General features: G+C 49.6%; 12 protein-coding genes and 1 pseudogene. 6 read left to right on the top strand and 7 right to left on the bottom strand.

Annotated features, from left to right (window positions below; all coding sequences use genetic code 11):
- The first annotated feature begins 26 nt into the window (after nt 1–26).
- Nucleotides 27–728, top strand: a complete 702-nt coding sequence (mazG, locus tag ACUHGC_RS04870; protein ID WP_446834513.1) for a nucleoside triphosphate pyrophosphohydrolase — start codon at nt 27–29, stop codon at nt 726–728.
- 73 nt (nt 729–801) lie between these two features.
- On the opposite strand, the gene uvrD is transcribed toward mazG, so the two are convergent.
- The 3 genes from uvrD to rapA all read right to left on the bottom strand — a co-directional run bounded on the left by uvrD (nt 802) and on the right by rapA (nt 6,764).
- Nucleotides 802–2,982 carry a DNA helicase II gene (gene uvrD, locus ACUHGC_RS04865; RefSeq protein ID WP_446834512.1) on the bottom strand — a complete coding sequence of 727 codons (2,181 nt, stop codon included), beginning with the start codon at nt 2,980–2,982 and terminating at the stop codon, nt 802–804.
- A gap of 191 nt (nt 2,983–3,173) precedes the next feature.
- On the bottom strand, nt 3,174–3,833 hold the full coding sequence (gene rluA / locus ACUHGC_RS04860) for a bifunctional tRNA pseudouridine(32) synthase/23S rRNA pseudouridine(746) synthase RluA (protein ID WP_446834511.1): 660 nt from the start codon (nt 3,831–3,833) through the stop codon (nt 3,174–3,176).
- 3 nt (nt 3,834–3,836) lie between these two features.
- Nucleotides 3,837–6,764, bottom strand: a complete 2,928-nt coding sequence (rapA, locus tag ACUHGC_RS04855; RefSeq protein WP_446834510.1) for an RNA polymerase-associated protein RapA — start codon at nt 6,762–6,764, stop codon at nt 3,837–3,839.
- Nucleotides 6,765–6,979: 215 nt separating this feature from the next.
- Between rapA and pnuC the strand changes: the two genes are divergently transcribed.
- Nucleotides 6,980–7,702 carry a nicotinamide riboside transporter PnuC gene (gene pnuC / locus ACUHGC_RS04850; RefSeq protein WP_446834842.1) on the top strand — a complete coding sequence of 241 codons (723 nt, stop codon included), beginning with the start codon at nt 6,980–6,982 and terminating at the stop codon, nt 7,700–7,702.
- Nucleotides 7,703–7,753: 51 nt separating this feature from the next.
- On the opposite strand, the gene ACUHGC_RS04845 is transcribed toward pnuC, so the two are convergent.
- Nucleotides 7,754–8,476, bottom strand: a complete 723-nt coding sequence (locus tag ACUHGC_RS04845; RefSeq protein ID WP_446834509.1) for a tRNA1(Val) (adenine(37)-N6)-methyltransferase — start codon at nt 8,474–8,476, stop codon at nt 7,754–7,756.
- A 393-nt stretch (nt 8,477–8,869) separates the two neighbouring features.
- Between ACUHGC_RS04845 and srmB the strand changes: the two genes are divergently transcribed.
- Nucleotides 8,870–10,231, top strand: a complete 1,362-nt coding sequence (gene srmB / locus ACUHGC_RS04840) for an ATP-dependent RNA helicase SrmB (RefSeq protein ID WP_446834508.1) — start codon at nt 8,870–8,872, stop codon at nt 10,229–10,231.
- A 59-nt stretch (nt 10,232–10,290) separates the two neighbouring features.
- Here srmB and ACUHGC_RS04835 read toward each other — a convergent pair.
- Nucleotides 10,291–12,437 (bottom strand): annotated as a pseudogene (locus ACUHGC_RS04835) (FepA family TonB-dependent siderophore receptor).
- 186 nt (nt 12,438–12,623) lie between these two features.
- On the opposite strand from ACUHGC_RS04835, the gene ACUHGC_RS04830 reads away from it, so the two are divergent.
- Together ACUHGC_RS04830 and ACUHGC_RS04825 are read left to right on the top strand one after the other, a co-directional pair.
- Nucleotides 12,624–13,433 carry an alpha/beta hydrolase gene (locus ACUHGC_RS04830; RefSeq protein ID WP_446834507.1) on the top strand — a complete coding sequence of 270 codons (810 nt, stop codon included), beginning with the start codon at nt 12,624–12,626 and terminating at the stop codon, nt 13,431–13,433.
- A gap of 71 nt (nt 13,434–13,504) precedes the next feature.
- Entirely contained in the window at nt 13,505–14,551 is a 1,047-nt protein-coding gene (locus tag ACUHGC_RS04825) for an NADP(H)-dependent aldo-keto reductase (protein ID WP_446834506.1), read from the top strand.
- Nucleotides 14,552–14,570: 19 nt separating this feature from the next.
- On the opposite strand, the gene ACUHGC_RS04820 is transcribed toward ACUHGC_RS04825, so the two are convergent.
- Both ACUHGC_RS04820 and envC read right to left on the bottom strand, forming a co-directional pair.
- The gene (locus ACUHGC_RS04820; RefSeq protein WP_446834841.1) at nt 14,571–15,407 is read right to left on the bottom strand and encodes a divergent polysaccharide deacetylase family protein; all 837 of its coding nucleotides are present in this window, start codon (nt 15,405–15,407) and stop codon (nt 14,571–14,573) included.
- A 139-nt stretch (nt 15,408–15,546) separates the two neighbouring features.
- Nucleotides 15,547–16,728 carry a murein hydrolase activator EnvC gene (gene envC / locus ACUHGC_RS04815; RefSeq protein WP_446834840.1) on the bottom strand — a complete coding sequence of 394 codons (1,182 nt, stop codon included), beginning with the start codon at nt 16,726–16,728 and terminating at the stop codon, nt 15,547–15,549.
- 297 nt (nt 16,729–17,025) lie between these two features.
- On the opposite strand from envC, the gene ACUHGC_RS04810 reads away from it, so the two are divergent.
- The gene (locus ACUHGC_RS04810; protein ID WP_446834505.1) at nt 17,026–17,709 is read left to right on the top strand and encodes a 2,3-diphosphoglycerate-dependent phosphoglycerate mutase; all 684 of its coding nucleotides are present in this window, start codon (nt 17,026–17,028) and stop codon (nt 17,707–17,709) included.
- Nucleotides 17,710–17,821: the final 112 nt, after the last annotated feature.

The following is a 17,821-nucleotide window of genomic DNA, read 5'->3' as shown; positions in this document are numbered from 1 at the left end:
ACCGCACTTGAATATCAGGAGGCAATATGAATACCGCACTTCAACAGTTACTGGAAATTGTCGCGCAGCTGCGCAATCCGGACGGCGGCTGCCCGTGGGATTTGGAACAGGATTATCACACTATTGTGCCGCACCTGTTGGAAGAGAGCTATGAGGTGGTGGACGCGATTCAAACTGAAAACTTCCCTGCATTAAAAGAAGAATTGGGCGATCTGCTGCTGCAAGTGGTGTTTCTCAGCCAATTGGCGGAAGAGGAACAACGCTTTGCATTTCAGGACGTGGTCGAAACCTTAAGCGACAAACTGATCCGCCGCCACCCGCATGTTTTCGGTGAAAATAAAGCGGAAAACAGCGAACAGGCGCTGAAAAACTGGGAACAGAAAAAGCAACAAGAGCGCCACCAGAAACAGCAATTTTCGCAACTGGACGACGTGCCACACGCCCTGCCTGCGCTGTTGCGTGCCGAAAAATTACAAAAACGCGGCAACAAACTGGGCTTCGGCAGCCAAACCGCCGAACAGAGCCTCAGCCAAGCGGAACAGCAATTGGCAGCAATCAAAACCGTACTTGCTGGCGAACATCCACAAACTGCGGTCGCCGCCCCACTTGCCGAATTGCTGTTTTCCGTGTCGAATCTCAGCCGCCAGCTGGGCTTACAAGCCGAAACCTTGTTAAGAGAGGAAAATCAACGGTTTGAACAGGCGGCGAGGGAGTTTGAGGAGAAATAGCCTGAATTTTTTACTACGTCTTAACTGATACAAAAGAGGGCTGACCATTTTCAGCCCTGACTTTATCGTGTTCCTATAGTTTCTCCAACTTCGCCAAATGCGCAATCAGCCATTTAATTCCTTGATTTTGAAATGCAATTTGTAGGCGGGTGTTGTTGTCGCTGCCTTCTACATTGATGATCGTGCCGTTGCCGAATTTAGGGTGGCTGACTTTTTGCCCCATTTTCCAGCTGCTTTGGTTGAGGGGATCGCTAGCCGGTTGGCCGACCGCACTTGAGTGGAAAGTGCGGTTGACTGTGCCGCGCAGGCGGATTTCGCGAATATTCTCTGCCGGCAATTCAGCGACAAAACGCGAAACCACATGGCGTTCCTCTTTGCCGTATAAACGGCGACTTTCAGCATGGCTGATAGTGAGCTGCTGCTTGGCGCGGGTGATGCCGACATAAGCAAGTCGGCGTTCTTCTTCCAGCCGTCCGCTCTCCTCTAACGCCATGCGGCTTGGGAAAATGCCCTCTTCCATGCCGACAATAAACACGCGCGGAAATTCCAGTCCTTTGGCGGAATGCAGAGTCATCATCTCCACGCTCGGCTGATGACGATCGGCTTGTCCTTCTCCGGCTTCCAGTGAAGCATGGGTAAGAAACGCGCTGAGATCGGTCATCTCATCGGATTCGTCCGGTTTAAGAAACTCACGCGTCGCTGAAACCAGTTCCTCTAAGTTTTCGATCCGCACTTCGCCTTTTTCGCCCTTTTCTTGTTGATACATTTGGTACAAACCCGAATGTTTAATCACAAAGTCAGTTTGTTCAAACAGCGGCATTTCGTTGCTGTCTTGCTCCAGTGCGTTAATCAGTTCCATAAAACGCAAAAGTGCGGTTGCGGCGCGCCCCGCCAGTTTGTTTTCGCTGATCGCCAGATTCGTCGCCTGCCAAAGGGTGATCTGTCGCTCCCTTGTTAACTGGCCCAAGGTATCTAAAGTGCGGTCGCCAATGCCTCTTGGTGGCGTGTTCACCACTCGTTCAAAGGCAGCATCATCGTTTCGGTTAGCAAGTAGTCGCAAATAAGCAAGCGCATCTTTAATCTCTTGGCGTTCAAAAAAGCGCATTCCGCCGTAAATTCGGTAAGGAATTTGCGCTTGCAACAGCGCCTCTTCCAGCACACGAGACTGACTGTTGCTTCGATACAACACCGCGCAGTCGCTATATTGTCCGCCGTCCTCTTGCCACTGTTTGACTTGCGCTACCACAAAACGCGCTTCGTCTAATTCATTAAACGCACAATAAATGCCGACCGGCTCGCCCTGTTCGCCGTCGGTCCAAAGATTCTTGCCCAAGCGATCGCTGTTATTGGCAATCAGCTGGTTAGCGGCTTGCAAAATATTGCCGGTGGAGCGGTAATTTTGCTCTAGCCGGATAGTTTCGGCTTTCGGGTAATCCTGCAAAAAGCGTTGAATATTTTCGATTTTCGCCCCGCGCCAACCGTAGATCGACTGATCATCATCGCCGACGATCATCACTTTGCCATGATCGCCCGCCAGCAATTTGATCCACGCATATTGAATATTGTTGGTGTCTTGAAACTCATCGACCAAAATATGCTGAAAACGCTGTTGATAACGCTGCAAAATCAGCGGTTTTTTCAGCCACAATTCATAGGCACGCAACAATAATTCAGCAAAATCGACCAGTCCTGCGCGATCACAGGCATCTTGATAAATTTGATAAATCCGAATCCATTCGCGTTCGCTGCGATCGTGATGATCGTCGATTTGGTGCGGACGCAAACCATTGTCTTTTTTATGATTGATGTACCACGCGGCTTGTTTCGGCGGGAAGTTTTTTTCGTCGTAGTTGTGCAGTTTCAACAGCCGCTTCAGCAACCGCACTTGGTCTTCTGAATCCAGAATTTGGAAATCCTGCGGCAGGTTGGCATCGGGATAGTGAGCGCGCAACAGCCGATTGGCAATGCTGTGAAACGTGCCGATCCACATGCCGAACAACGGTTGTTCGCTGCTGCGCTGCAAAGTAGCGGTGATCCGATGGCGCATCTCGGCGGCGGCTTTGTTGGTGAAGGTTACCGCCAGAATATTCGATTCCGGCACATTTTCCACTCCGACCAACCATGCGATACGGTGAGTCAACACCCGTGTTTTGCCGCTGCCGGCGCCCGCCAGCACCAAATAGTTGCCCAATGACGCCGCAACCGCTTCGCGCTGTTTGTCGTTCAGCCCGTCCAATAATTCTGAAATATCCATGTTTTGCCGTTTGTTTTACTGTAATTTACTGGTTATTTATACAGCTCATTATAGCAGGATTTTCGGCTTTTGAAATGTCGGGAAGGGATTTGTTTTGGCGAAGTGCGGTTTTTCTCAAGGAATAAAATTATATTCAATTATACACGCTGAGTATAATTATACTTAGCGTGTATAATTTTGTATAAAATCCACTAAAACCCTGCCTCTACCGTAAAGGTCATCGGTTCGCCATTAATCGGGTGGGTAATGCTGAGGGATTCCGCATGTAGGCACAAGCGAGGCGCAAGGGCGCAGGCGGCGGGGTGGGCATAGAATTTGTCGCCGAGAATCGGGTGTCCGAGCGCAAGCAAATGCACGCGCAGTTGGTGTGAGCGCCCAGTAATTGGGGTAAGGCGCACGCGGGCGGTGTTGTTCGGGTAGCGCGCCAGCACTTCGTAGTGGGTGAGCGCACGCTTGCCGCGTTGATAGCACACTTTTTGCCGTGGGCGATTCTCCCAGTCACAGATCAGCGGTAAGTCAATCTCACCGCGATCCTGTTCGGGGTGTCCCCACACTAAGGCTTGGTAGTGTTTGCCTGTTTCGCGATCGCGAAATTGGCGCTTTAGCTCTTTTTCCGCATTTTTACTCAACGCAAACAGCATAATGCCGCTGGTGGACATATCCAAACGGTGCGCCGCTTCGGCAAAGCCAAATTTTTGCCGCACCCGTGTGGTGGCGCTGTCGAGGTATTCAGGGCGGTTGCCCGGCACGGAAAGCAATCCGCTGGGTTTGTTTACCACCGCAATGTAGTTATCGTGATAGACGAGATCCAACCACGGTTCGGTTGGCGGATCGTAATGAATCAGTGCCATCGGTTATTCCTTATTGCTGACGATCACGCGCAGGCTATCCAGCCGCCAGTTGGCGTGTTGCAGGTGCTGTAGCGATTGCTGTTGCAGTTGTTCCAGCGCGCGCACTTCATCAGGGCGGATATTTTTATTCACCGCTTGCAGTGCAGTCAGCCGCTGGTATTCGGCGTTCAATTGCTGTTCGGCATCAACACAGGCTTGTGCGATAAGCGCCTGCGCTTTATGTGCGATCTGCGCTTCGCCCTGTTGCAATGCCTGTTCAACCGCACTTCGGGTCATTTTCACCACGTTATTTGCCATATTTTTGCCAATCGGCTTCAGCTGTTTTTGTAATGCGCTGAACGCGACTTTGTCTGCCAGATCATTGCCTTTGCTGTCGAGTAACAGCCGAACAGGGGTTGGCGGCAGAAAGCGCGTGAGCTGTAGCGCGGCGTTGGCTTGCACTTCCACCACATAGATCAGTTCAACCAGCAACGTGCCTGCAGGCAGCGCTTTATTGATCAGTAAGGATACCGCACTTTTGCCAATGTCGCCCGAGGTAATCAGATCAATGCCGTTGCGGATCATCGGGTGATCCCACGTCAGAAATTCCAACTCTTCACGCGCCAGCGCCAAACGGCGATCAAAGGTTACGGTGCTGCCGTCTTCTTTTAGCCCCGGGAAATCAGGCACCAGCATGTGCCCCGTTGGGTGAATCACAATGCTTTTTTCGCCTAAATCTTCTTGCTCTAAGCCGATGATATCAAACAGGCTTAAGCTGAATTGAATCAGATCAGTGGTGGCATCGTCGGCGGCAATGTCGGTTGCCAGCTGTTGTGCCGTTTCGCCACCATTAGAGTTCAATTCCAACAGGCGATCCCGCCCGTGTTCTAATTGTTGTTTGAGCTGTTGTTGCTGCTGGCGAGTTTGTTTCACAAACTGTTCAAATTCACTGCTGGCTTGCTCGGCATCTAAGAAGGCTTGTAACTGTTCGGCGTGTTCAGCAAAAATTGCCGCCCCCATTGGGCAGGTTTCTTCAAACGCGTTCAACCCGTCGTGATACCACCGGGCGAGCAACCGCTGGCGGCTGTCGGCAAAAAACGGTACATAAATTTGAATGTCGTGTTGTTGCCCGATCCGATCTAAACGCCCGATACATTGCTCTAACAAATCGGGGTTGGTTGGCAAGTTAAACAGCACCAGTTTCGCCGCAAATTGGAAATTGCGCCCTTCTGAACCAATGGTGGAACTGAGTAAAATCTGCGAGCCCTCTTCCGCTTGCGCAAAATAGGCTGAGGCTTTGTCACGCTCGATAATGCTCATTTTTTCATGGAACACCGCCGCGCGAATGCCTTCTTTTTCACGCAACACCTGTTCCAGCTGAATCGCGGTGTTGGCGTGCTGGCAAATCAGTAAGATTTTTTCATCGCGGTGATTTTTCAAAAAGGTGATCAGCCACTCAATGCGCGGATCAAATTCCCACCATGCCGCGGCTGGGTTGAGTTTTTGGAACAGCATTTCAGGGTAGAACACCACATCGTCGCTCACGTCTTCCTCGAGCATTTTCCAGACTTTCAGCGCATTTTGATACTGCTTCGGCAATTCCAATTTAATTTGGTGCAACGTGCGGCTTGGGAAGCCTTTCACCGATTGGCGGGTGTTGCGGAACAGCACGCGGCTGGTGCCGTGACGATCGATCAGGTTGCGGATCAACTCTTGGCGCGCGGCTTGTTGCTGCTCGGCGCTGCTGCGTTTGGCATTGATGATTTTAAACAGCGGCTCAACGTCTTGTTCCGACAGCAGATCGGCAATGCTGTTTTGTTCTTCGGCTGACAGCGCAACATCACTCAACAAGCTGTTGACCGCATCGGCAACGGGTTGATATTGCTGCTGCTCTGCAACAAACGCCTGATAGTCATAAAAACGCTCAGGATCGAGCAGTTTCAGCCGTGCAAAGTGGCTTTGTTGCCCTAATTGTTCTGGGGTGGCAGTCAGTAGCAGTACAGACGGAATCTGTTGTGCCAGCGTTTCAACCAGTTGATATTCGCAGCTTGGCTGATTTTCGCTCCATTGCAAGTGGTGGGCTTCATCGACAATCAACATATCCCACTGGCTTTGGCACAGTTGCTCGGCGCGCTGCGGCTGTTGCACCAGCCAATTGATCGAACCGATTACCAGTGATTCGCTGTCAAACGGGTTTTGAACCGCACTTTGATCAGATTGGTGATCATCTTGGCGATCGAAATCTTGGCAACGCTCTTCATCAAACAGTGAAAAATTCAGGTTAAAGCGGCGCAGCATTTCCACCAGCCATTGATGTTGCAAGCTTTCAGGCACTAAAATCAGCACCCGCTGGGCTTTGCCGTTGAACAGCTGTTGTTGCAAAATCATGCCCGCTTCAATGGTTTTACCCAAGCCGACTTCGTCCGCCAGTAGCACACGCGGCGCCATGCGGTGTCCGACTTCCGTGGCAATGTGTAATTGGTGTGGAATCAAGCCCGCCCGAATGCCGCGCAAGCCACGCAGCGGTGATTGAAATTGCGCCTGTTGATGGCGTAGCGCTTGGTAGCGCAGGTTAAAATGTTCGTTGCGATCGATCTGCGCGGCGAATAACCGCTCTTGCGGTTTGCTGAACGAAATGGTGTGATCCAATTCCATTTCACGCAAAACCGCACTTTCGCCGTTATCTAAACTTGTGCCTTGGTAATGGATTAAGCCTTGCTGTTCATCAACACGCTTCACCTGCAATTGCCAGCCTTCATGGCTTTTCACCACATCGCCAACGCTAAACAGCACGCGCGTTAATGGCGCCGAGGCAAACGCATAAACCCGTTGCTCATCTGCTGCGGGGAAGAGTAGCGTGACCGTGCGCGCATCTAATGCGATCACCACGCCTAATCCCAATCCGTTTTCACTTTCGCTTACCCAGCGTTGCCCAATTGCAAATGCCGTCATGTTGTTGCCCTGCCTGCTTGTTATTTCATAGTGGAAAGGGCGCTGATTATAGAGGAATACGGGGATTTATTTAATCTTTTTGCGAGAAAAAATTTGCCGCTGGCGAATAGTAGCTAAATAGCACAAAAATTGGATGGATTTTGATTGATTATGTAAAAATGTGATATATAATTTCCGAAAATTATCCATTCCAATAAGGTAACAGTGACGTGAGTATGATCGCTAAAATCAAAAATGAACTTTTTTCCGGTTGGACTGCCTTTGAAACCCTCTGGATCGTTTTCTTTTTAACCATTCAACTGATTATCTTTTATATTCAGCCCGATTCCGTTTTGGCAACCATTGCCGCGATCAGCGGCATTCTGTGCGTGGTGTTCGTCAGTAAGGGCAAAATCAGCAACTATTTTTTCGGCTTAATCAGCGTCAGCTGCTACGCCTATATTTCCTACACCTATAAGTTATACGGCGAAATGATGCTGAATCTGCTGGTGTATGTGCCGGTGCAGTTTATCGGCTTCTATCTCTGGAGCCGCCATATGCACACCAAAAACGATCCGCAACACGCCCGACAATATGAGGAAGTGCTTGCCAAAGCACTGACATTAAAGCAATGGGGAATTGTGCTTTTAGTGTCGACTATCGGCATCTTTGCCTATATCCAATTGTTGCAAAATATGGGAAGTGCCTTGCCGGCACTGGACGGCGTGACTGTGGTGGTGTCGATTGTGGCACAAGTGCTAATGGTGCTGCGCTACCGTGAGCAGTGGGTGTTGTGGATTATCGTCAACCTGCTAACCGTCAGCCTCTGGACGGCAATGTGGATCAAAAACGGCGAAACCAGTCTGCCTTTGCTGGTGATGTACATCATGTATCTGTGGAACTCAATTTACGGCTATCACAACTGGGCAAGAATGGTGCGCAGCCGAGCGCAGGCTTAGCCGCTGAAATCGTTGACTAACACCGCCGCAATTGGCGGTGTTTTTGTTTGGTTAAAACTTCAGATAAAAATCCCGCGTCAACGCGATAAACTCCGGATGGTATTGATTATCCGCTTGATAAATCGTAATTTGCGCGTGCTGTACCGCACTTTCAAGCAAGCGAAATTCCAGCAACAGACGTTGCGGCGGCTTTGCCGTTTTAGTAATAATCTCAACCCGTTTTGAGCAGTAAAGTGCGGTTTGGTGCAGCTGGCGCAACAGCGTCTCCCCTTCGGCATAAGGCAGCACAAATGCAATTCTGCCCTGCGGATTCAGCAATGCTTGCGCTTTCAGCAGCCAATCCAAATGCCCTTGCGAACCCGCCGTATAACGCGCCGTTTGCCGCGCATGACTGCCACACTCTACACCTTGTGCAAAATATGGCGGATTAGAGATAATTAAGTCAAAGTGCGGTTTAGCTTGGCGGGCATAATCAGCCAAATCTTGATTAATCAATTCGATTCTATCCGCCCACGGCGATTGATCAATATTCTCCCGCGCCTGCTGCGCCGCAGCCGAATCGATTTCCAGCGCACAGATATGATAATCCGCCGCGCTTACCGCCAAGCGCTGCGCCAACATCAACGCCAACAACCCACTGCCGCAGCCCATATCCAACACCGACCGCACTTGCCGAACCTCCGCCCACGCCCCGAGCAAAATACTGTCCGTCCCGACTTTCATACCACAACGATCATGGGCAACAAAAAATTGTTTAAATTGAAATCCAGCCATGTTTTCCTATTATTTAATCTTATTTTCTTTGCGTTCGAGAACAACCGCTCGTACTCTGCGGCGTGTTTTTAGATTCCCTTATGAACTGCCTGAGCGGGTGTGAAATTTGTAGGGAAATTTTTTTGTTTGAGCGCAGCGAGTCTGCCCGCATAGCGGGCGAATTAAAAATTTTCCGTTAAGCAAATTCACACCAAGCGAAGATCAGCAGTTCAATAGGGACGTGTTTTTTTGCTTCCTTTTTTTGCACGAGCAAAAAAAGAAGTCGCCGTCAGGCGAAACCCGATAGCGAATAAACTCCCGCCATTCTACCCCAAATCGTTTTATTCACATAAAACAAGTGCGGTATCGGCGCAACGGGGCTATAATCAGCGCACAGCAATATTGAGGTAATTTATGACAACAGCACAACACTTTGAAGCATTTGATCTGGAGCCCGAGCTACTCAAAGCTCTACGCGATAAAAACTACCAGCGCCCAATGATGATCCAAGCAGAAGTGATCCCCCACGCCCTCGAAGCGCGTGACATTCTAGGCTCCGCCCCGACCGGCACCGGCAAAACCGCCGCATTTTTACTGCCCGCAATCCAACACCTGCTGGATTTCCCACGCCGCAAACCGGGCGCACCACGCGTCTTAGTGTTGACCCCGACGCGCGAATTGGCAATGCAGGTTGCCGAGCAAGCCAAAGAACTGGCAAAATACACCAAATTAAGCATCGCCACCATCACCGGCGGCGTGGCATATCAAAACCACGGTGAAATCTTTAACAAAAATCAAGATCTGGTGGTCGCCACCCCGGGGCGCTTGCTGCAATACATCAAAGAGGAAAACTTTGATTGCCGCTCGGTCGAAATCCTGATTTTTGACGAAGCGGATCGTATGTTGGGAATGGGCTTCGGACAAGATGCCGAAACCATCTCCGCCGAAACCCGCTGGCGCAGACAAACCCTGCTGTTTTCCGCCACCCTTGAGGGTGAGTTGCTGGCTGATTTTGCCGAGCGTATTTTAAACGAACCGGTGAAAATCGATGCCGATCCGAGCCGCCGCGAACGTAAAAAAATCCAACAATGGATGTACCACGCCGACAGCAAAGAGCATAAATTCAAACTGTTAGCACGGCTGATTGAAAACGAACAGATCGAGCGCGGCATCGTGTTTGTACGCAAACGCGAAGAAGTGCGCGAACTGTCGGAAAACCTACGCAAACGCGGGATTCGCAGCACTTATTTAGAGGGCGAAATGGCACAAACGCAACGCAATAATGCCATCGACAAGCTCAAGAGCGGTGTAGTGAATATTTTAGTGGCGACCGATGTTGCCGCCCGTGGGATCGACATTGACGACATCAGCCATGTGATCAACTACGATTTGCCGTACAGCGCCGACACCTATCTGCACCGAATCGGACGCACTGCGCGCGCCGGTAAAAAAGGCAACGCCATTTCACTGGTGGAAGGACACGACTATCGCCTGCTCGGCAAAATCCGCCGTTACAGCAGCGAAGCATTGAAATCGCGAATTGTCGAAGGGCTAGAACCACGCACCAAGCCACCGAAAGACGGCGATCAAAAAACCGTCAGCAAAAAGCAAAAAGCGCGCTTGAAGCAGAAAAAAGCCGACAAAAAAGAAGAAAGCAAGAAAAAGGTCAAAGTGCGGCATCGCGACAGTAAAAACGTGGGCAAACGCCGCAAACCAAGCGATCCGCAACGCAGCCAAAACGAAAGTGCGGTCAGCAGTCCGAAAAAAGACGACTAATACAAAAATCCCCTTTCCGGCGCTGAGCCGAAAAGGGGATTTTTTAAACCGACGATAACTTAAAAACGGATCGCCAATTTGCCGTACACCGCTGCGCCGCTTTCATTATAGGTGGAAGCACCCGCTCCACTACGGTACAGTTTTTTGTTGAAGATGTTATTCACCCCGACACGAATATCCACGTTTTTATTGAATTGGTAGCCGGTATTGAAACCAACCAAGGTATAACTTCCCAATGTGCTTTTATCTAAACCATCATTATTTTCGGTGTTGTTTTCCGCATATTGGCGCGGTTTTTGCTTGCCGTAAAAGGTTGCCGTCAACTGAGTATCCCATTTCGGCGTGATTTGCCAATCTAGGAAGGTGTTGATGGTATATTTCGGAATAATCGACAACGGATTGCCGGTAGATTTATCTTTACTTTGGATCATATACGTGAAGTTATTAGTCCATTTCAAATCATCACTCAGTGGCACAGTGAAACTGCCTTCTAAGCCTTCGACCACCGCTCTTGGAATATTCGTCCACTCCAACAGATTGTAGCCGTTGACACTTTGCAGAAATTCTTTGCCCGCACCGATTTTATTGCGGTAATCATTGCGGAACCAAGCAAATGACGCGCTCCAATCCCGCAGATTATATTCCACGCCCAGTTCTTTATTGATACTGGTTTCAGGTGATCATTGCCAATCAAATAACAGTTGCGCGCGTTACCAACCGGACATCCTTTGCCACGAGTAGCTAAAAGATATCCCGGTGTGCTTTGATACAGATTCGGCGCTTTATACACCTGCGCTACCCCGCCTTTCAGCGTCCAGTTTTCATTAATATGATAAAACGCATTCAAGCCCGGGCTGATTTGGCTGCCGGAGCGGCTGTTGTGATCAAAACGCACCGCCGGAATCAGGTTAATTTGTTCACTCAACAAAATATTATTCTCAATAAATGCCGAGAAATTATCTTGCGAGGTTTTGCCTTTGTCTAGATTGTTTAATCCGGCAAAATTGGCATCTTTTGCAAACCCTTGCCGCATTGAAGCCGGATCGTCCAAGCTGTCATGGTTAAATTCTGTGCCAATCGTCACCACTTGCGGCACGCCCCATTCAAATGGCACGCTGATTTCACCGGCAATGCGTGAGCTTTTCAGCACGCTATCGGTAAAAACTAATTCACCGTTCTCATCAAGAATAATCTGCCCTTCCGGCCCGCCGGCTAAACCTTCCAGTAAGCGAGAATTGGTGGTTCTTTCATAACTGGCGGTAAGTTTGCTTTGCCCCCACGCCCAATCACCCTCGTGCATAATCGAATAATTTTGGCGATACATACGGTTGGTTTCGCTGCCGTATAACATTTTAGTTACATCAGTCTGGGTATTGTGTTGGGTGTCGCTGGCATAGACGTTACCTTGGCGGCTATACGCCGTATCAACGGTAACCAATTGCTGCGGGCTGATTTTCCACGCTAAACGTCCGGCAATATCACGATTGCGCACGCCCTCTTTACCGGCTGCATTCGAGCCGTTTTTCACAGTGTTAATGTCTTGCGCATCGGCATCGGTTTTATTGGCGTTGCCGTAAAGGCGGAAAGACAGCACATCGCTGACAATCGGGCCGTTCAGGTTAAAACCGACACGGTTTGTTGCGCCCTCTTTGCTATCGAACGGTTGATTGGTGTAGTAAGTCAAGGCGCCGCTTAACTGTTCGCTGATTTTTTTGGTGGTGATATTCACCACACCACCTGCAGCACCGGAGCCGTAACGTGCCGTTGCCGGGCCGCGCAGCACTTCGATCGATTCGATTTCTTCAACCGGTACCCAGTTGGAATCGCCGCGGGTATCGCGCTGTCCGCGCCAGCTGTAACGCACCGAGTTGCGCGATGTCACCGGTTTGCCGTCAATTAAAATCAGCGTATTTTCCGGCCCCATCCCACGAATATCGATCTGACGGTTATTGCCCCGCTGTCCGGTTGCGGTGTTGCCGGTGAGATTGACACCGGGCATTTTGCGCACCAGCTCCGACACATCATTGGTGACCGAGCGCTTTTCGATTTCCTCTGCCGACAATTGGCTAACGCCCAGCGACTGTTTCAATTGCTGTTCGGCGGTTACATTGATTTGTTCTAAAACAGTAATATTGTCATTGGCATACAACAACGGGCTGAACGCGAGTAAGATTCCGGCGGTGATTTTATTTTTGGCAAACTGCATATCGTATCCTTAATTTGAAGATTCATCTTGATTCTGTAAAGCTAAATTATGATATGATAATAAATACCAATTAATAAATGATAACCATTATCATTCATTGTAATATTTTGTAATTTAATGAACGCCGCTATCAATATGATATTTATACGAAAATGCCTCTACTTTTTATATTGATTCTTGATGCTCATGCCTTTTTCAATTTGCGCCAAACCGCAAAGTGCGGTCAACTCGAATGCTGAATTGTTTCACCTCAGCCAGCAAGACCGCACTTTTCAACAAAAGCCGTATCGGCTGTTTATTGCGCTACCGAAACAACAAAATAACGGCAGCGTGTTATATCTGCTCGACGGCAATGCCCATTTTGCCGCGGCACTGCAAGCGCTTGATCCGAATTTGCCCCTGCCTGCAATTGTGGCTATCGGCTATCCTACCGAACAACGCTATGCCGTGGCTGAGCGCACCCGCGATTACACCTTTGCCGCTGCCGGAGATCAATTTGCCGCCGGTGGCGGCGCGGCGGATTTTCTGGATTTTGTCGCCGAGTTACCGAATTGGCTAGAAAAGCAATATGCACTGCAACCGCAATATAAGCTGTTTTTCGGGCATTCGTTCGGCGGGCTGTTCGGGCTGTATGTGTGGCTGAACAGACCTGAGCTATTTGATGATTACACCATAGCCAGCCCGTCATTGTGGTGGGGAAACGGCACTATTTTACAACAGCGCAGCGTGCCTTTCGAACGATTACCAGCGGCTTCACTGCTGTTCACGCTGGGCGAATATGAAGCCAATCCGCACGCCGATCCCGACTCAGATCCTGCTCGGATTCAGCGGGTTATCAAACGCCGCTGCGTTCTGAAAGTGGAAGATTTTCAGCAACAATTGGCGCAACACAACATCGTCAGTGAGTTCCACCTAATGGCAAAAACCAATCACGGCAACAGCGCAATCCCGGCGTTAAAAATGGCGGTACAAAAAGCGCAGCAACCGAAAAAATAGCGGTTCGGTTCACAACCCGCGCGAAAAATTTGTTATAGTTTTCTTATTTATATCTAAATGAGGAAAGCAAAATGCAATATCGACAACTGGGCAACAGCGATTTAAACGTCAGCCTGATCTGTTTGGGCAGCATGACCTTTGGCGAGCAGAACAGTGAAGGCGAAGCGCACCAGCAGCTGGATTACGCAGTGGCGCACGGCGTAAATTTTATTGACACCGCCGAGATGTATCCCGTACCGCCGAATGGCGAAACTTACGGCAGAACCGAGCAATATATCGGCAGTTGGCTGGCGAAACAGCAGCGCGATAAATTGATTATCGCCAGTAAAATCGCCGGCCCGTCGCGCGCCAACGATAACCAAAACTATATCCGTGGCGGTTCACGCTTCACCCGCGAGCAGATCATCGCCGCCTGTGATGCCAGTTTGAAACGGCTGCAAACCGATTATCTGGATTTGTATCAACTGCATTGGCCGGAGCGGCAAGTCAATTTTTTCGGACAGTTAGGGCTGACCGCACTTGATGAAGCTGATGACATCACGCCGTTGCAAGAGAGCCTTGAGGCGTTGCAAACCTTACAACAACAGGGCAAAATCCGCCATTTCGGGCTATCGAATGAAACGCCGTGGGGCGTGATGGAATGTTTACGGCTACAACGTGAACTGAATCTACCGAAAGTACAATCGGTGCAGAATCCGTATAATCTGCTAAACCGCAGTTATGAAGTGGGCTTAAGCGAAATTTCACTGCGTGAGCAAGTCGGGCTGCTTGTCTATTCGCCGTTGGCGTTCGGCTTGTTGAGCGGCAAATACCGCACCCAGCCGTGGCCGGAAAACGGACGTTTAACTCTGTTTGAACGTTTTAAACGTTATACCAAACCGAAAGCCTTTGAAGCGGTGGAACGCTATGCCGAAATCGCCGAGCAAGCTGATATCAGCCTGACTGCACTTTCCTTGGCGTTTGTTAATCAACAGCCGTTTGTCGCCAGCAATATTATCGGCGCCACCAATTTAACCCAGCTAAAACAGAATATCGACAGCGTGCAAGTGCGGTTGAGTGATGAGGTGATCGCGCAAATCAATGCGGTTCATGCCGAAATCAGCAATCCTTGCCCGTAACGGTTTGCGCTAAGGCGTGCTATTCCGGCACGCCTCTGAGCAGCGGATATTTCACAAACGGTTCAACTGAGGTCGAAGCCGGTAAGTCGTTAAACAACAGGATAAACGGCTTCGCCGGAATCACTTTTTCATTGCGCCACAAGCTGCCCATGCCGACCAGTTGAATATCTTTCGGCAGGTTGGCAATGCCCTGTTGCAACACCCGAATCGTATTCTTGCGCGGGTGTCCGATCACAATCGCGGTGCCGTGTTTGCGCGCATATTGCAGCGATAAATTAAATTGTCGCTGCACGTCGGCATACTCGTCGCTGTCATCAAGGAAAATATGGCGATCGAGCGCGACCACGCCGTTTTCACGCGCCACTTTGCTTGCCACGCTGCTGCCGATAGTGCGGCTGTCGAGGAAGAACAATTTATGCTGCGCCAAATTTTGCATCAACTGCTGCATCAAAGAGCGGTCTGCAGTGGCAGCGCTGCCCATGTGATTATTCAAACCGATCGCATACGGCACGCGCTGGCGGGCATACTCAATATTTTTCGCCACTTGCTGCGCCGACATCCCCAAACGCAGACCCTCTTTTTCCAGCTTCATATTGGCTTTCGGCTGCATCGGCTGGTGAATCAAAATATCGCGCCCCTGCTGCTTGGCTTGCTTCGCCCGAGCAGTGGCATTCGGTGCGGAAGGGATAATCGCCACCGAAATCTCTTTCGGCAACTGATAAATTTTCTGATCATCTGCACGGTAGCCGATGTCATCAATCACAATCGCCAAGCGCGCCGCAAAGCCGCTGGCAGTAAACAGCAAACAAAACAGGCAAAGTGCGGTTTGGATTAGATTTTTTAATTTCATGGCTATGGGTTAGTTGTCTTTTTCATTAAAATAAATAGTTAAGTGCGCTATCGTGCTGCTGTAATTTACGCGTTTTCGTCTTGAACGCATATAAATTTTAGGCAATACGACCGACTTAAGTTGAATTGGTCGGACGATGCCTGACCTATTTCACCCAACTCAACGGATTCACCGGATTGCCTTTGCGGCGGATTTCAAAGTAGAGTGCCGGTTTGCCTTGTCCGCCGCTGTTGCCGACTTCGGCGATTTTCTGACCGCTCTTGACATATTGTCCGTTTTTCACGCTTAGCCGTTGGTTGTAGCCGTACAGGCTCATATCACCGGCGCCGTGATCGACGATGATCACCAAGCCGTAGCCTTGCAACCAGTCGGATAAAATCACCCGCCCGTCGGCAATCGCTTTCACCGTTGCGCCAGCACTGCTGTTGATGACGATCCCTTTCCAGCGCAGTTCACCCATTTGCACCGAACCGAAACGGTTGGCGACGCTGCCGCTTGCCGGCATCGCATATTGTTTTTTACCCGCGCCTAAACCGGTGGTTTTTCGGGTCAGGTTCTTTTCGTTTTCGGTCGGCTGATAAGGCTTCTCGCTTTTCTTTTCTTGCTCGGCTTTTTTCTTTTGGTATGCCGCCAGTTCCTCTTGCTCGCGTTTTCTGGCACGCTCTTGCGCCTGCGCGATCGAGCGTTTCAGGCTGTTTTCATTTTCACGCAACATGTCCAAGCGGTTTTCGCCCTGTTTAATCGAGCGATCCAATTTAGTGAGTGTCGATTTGCGCTCGTTTTGCGTTTTTTGCAACGAGGATTGTGACTGTTTCTGCTTGCTTAAAATGGCTTGCTGTTGCTTCTGTTGCTGCTGCGCTTCGGTTTTTTGCTGCTCTAAGTTGGCTTGCGTTTGTTGGATCGATTCGATCAATTCCATCCGCGTGCGGTTAAACTGCTGGTAATACGCCAACATCCGATCGCTCACCTGTGCCTTTTCCGACAGCATTTTTTCCACTGCGGAAGGGTTCAAACCGGCGCGATATGCCGAGTCCAGTTGTTCCGCCAGTTTCTGCTTTTGTCCCGCCAACTGTTTTTCCAATTGTGCAATCTGTTTATCGGTTTCTCGAATATTGCGCCGCAGCTCGTCCAATTCCTGCTCGGTTTTGCGCAACTCGCCCAACACAGTGTTAATGCTGCTTTCCTGTTTTTTCAAATCCTGTTGCAGACGGTTTTGTTCTTTGCGCTGTTGCGAAAGCTGCTGTTGCTGCTGTTTAATTTGCTGCTGAACTTGCGATAAATCCTGCTGATTGGCTGTGGCGATCGAACTCGCTCCGCCAAACAACATGACGATCGCGAAAAAGAGCGGTAACGATTTTTGAATACCCTGCAATGGCACCGGCTGTAACTCCTGCTGACTGTGACTCTAAGCGGTTTGTGCGGCGTTAATTTTGCCTAATTCGACAAAACGCCTACACTCCCCTAACAAAATTAACACATTTTAATCGCTTCTTGGCAAAAGATCAGCAATTCACGGCAGAATATCAGCAAAGATCCGGTTTTACTATTTAAACTTCGGGAAATATTTGTTATAAATGCCGCAGTTATTACGATTTATTTTATCATCCTACAGGAGAACTTTTTTATGGAATTAGTATTCATTCGTCACGGTTTCAGTGAGTGGAATGCCAAAAATTTATTCACCGGCTGGCGTGATGTCAACCTGACCGAACGCGGCATCGAAGAAGCCAAATCTGCCGGTCAAAAATTAAAAGAAGCCGGTTTTGAATTTGACATCGCATTCACCTCTGTTTTAACCCGTGCGATCAAAACCTGTAATATCGTGTTGGAAGAAGCAGATCAACTGTGGATCCCGCAAGTGAAAAACTGGCGTTTAAACGAACGTCACTACGGTGAATTGCAAGGCTTGGATAAAAAAGCCACCGCTGAAAAATACGGCGACGAGCAAGTTCATATTTGGCGCCGTTCTTACGACACTTTGCCACCGTTGTTGGCACAAGACGATCCGAATTCCGCACACAACGATCGCCGCTATGCGCATTTGCCGAGCGATGTGGTGCCGGACGGTGAAAACCTGAAAGTGACGTTAGAACGCGTATTGCCGTTCTGGGAAGATCAAATCGCCCCTGCGCTGTTAGGCGGCAAACGCGTGTTAGTGACTGCGCACGGCAACTCTTTGCGTGCCTTGGCAAAACACATTGAAGGCATCTCTGATGCTGACATTATGGATTTAGAAATCCCGACCGGTCAGCCGTTGGTATATCAATTAGACGATAATTTGAAAGTGGTTAAAAAATACTATCTGTAATTTGACCGCTTAACATCTGAACCGCACTTTGCCGCCCAATCGGCGCAAGTGCGGTTTTTTTATGCTCTTTTCTGCCGATCTTTTCGCCCGACTAGCGATAATTTAATCAATC

The organism is Testudinibacter sp. P27/CKL/0425 (genome assembly GCF_052931395.1).
Note: the sequence above shows the minus strand (reverse complement) of the source record. Positions and strands in the feature narration are given on the sequence as shown.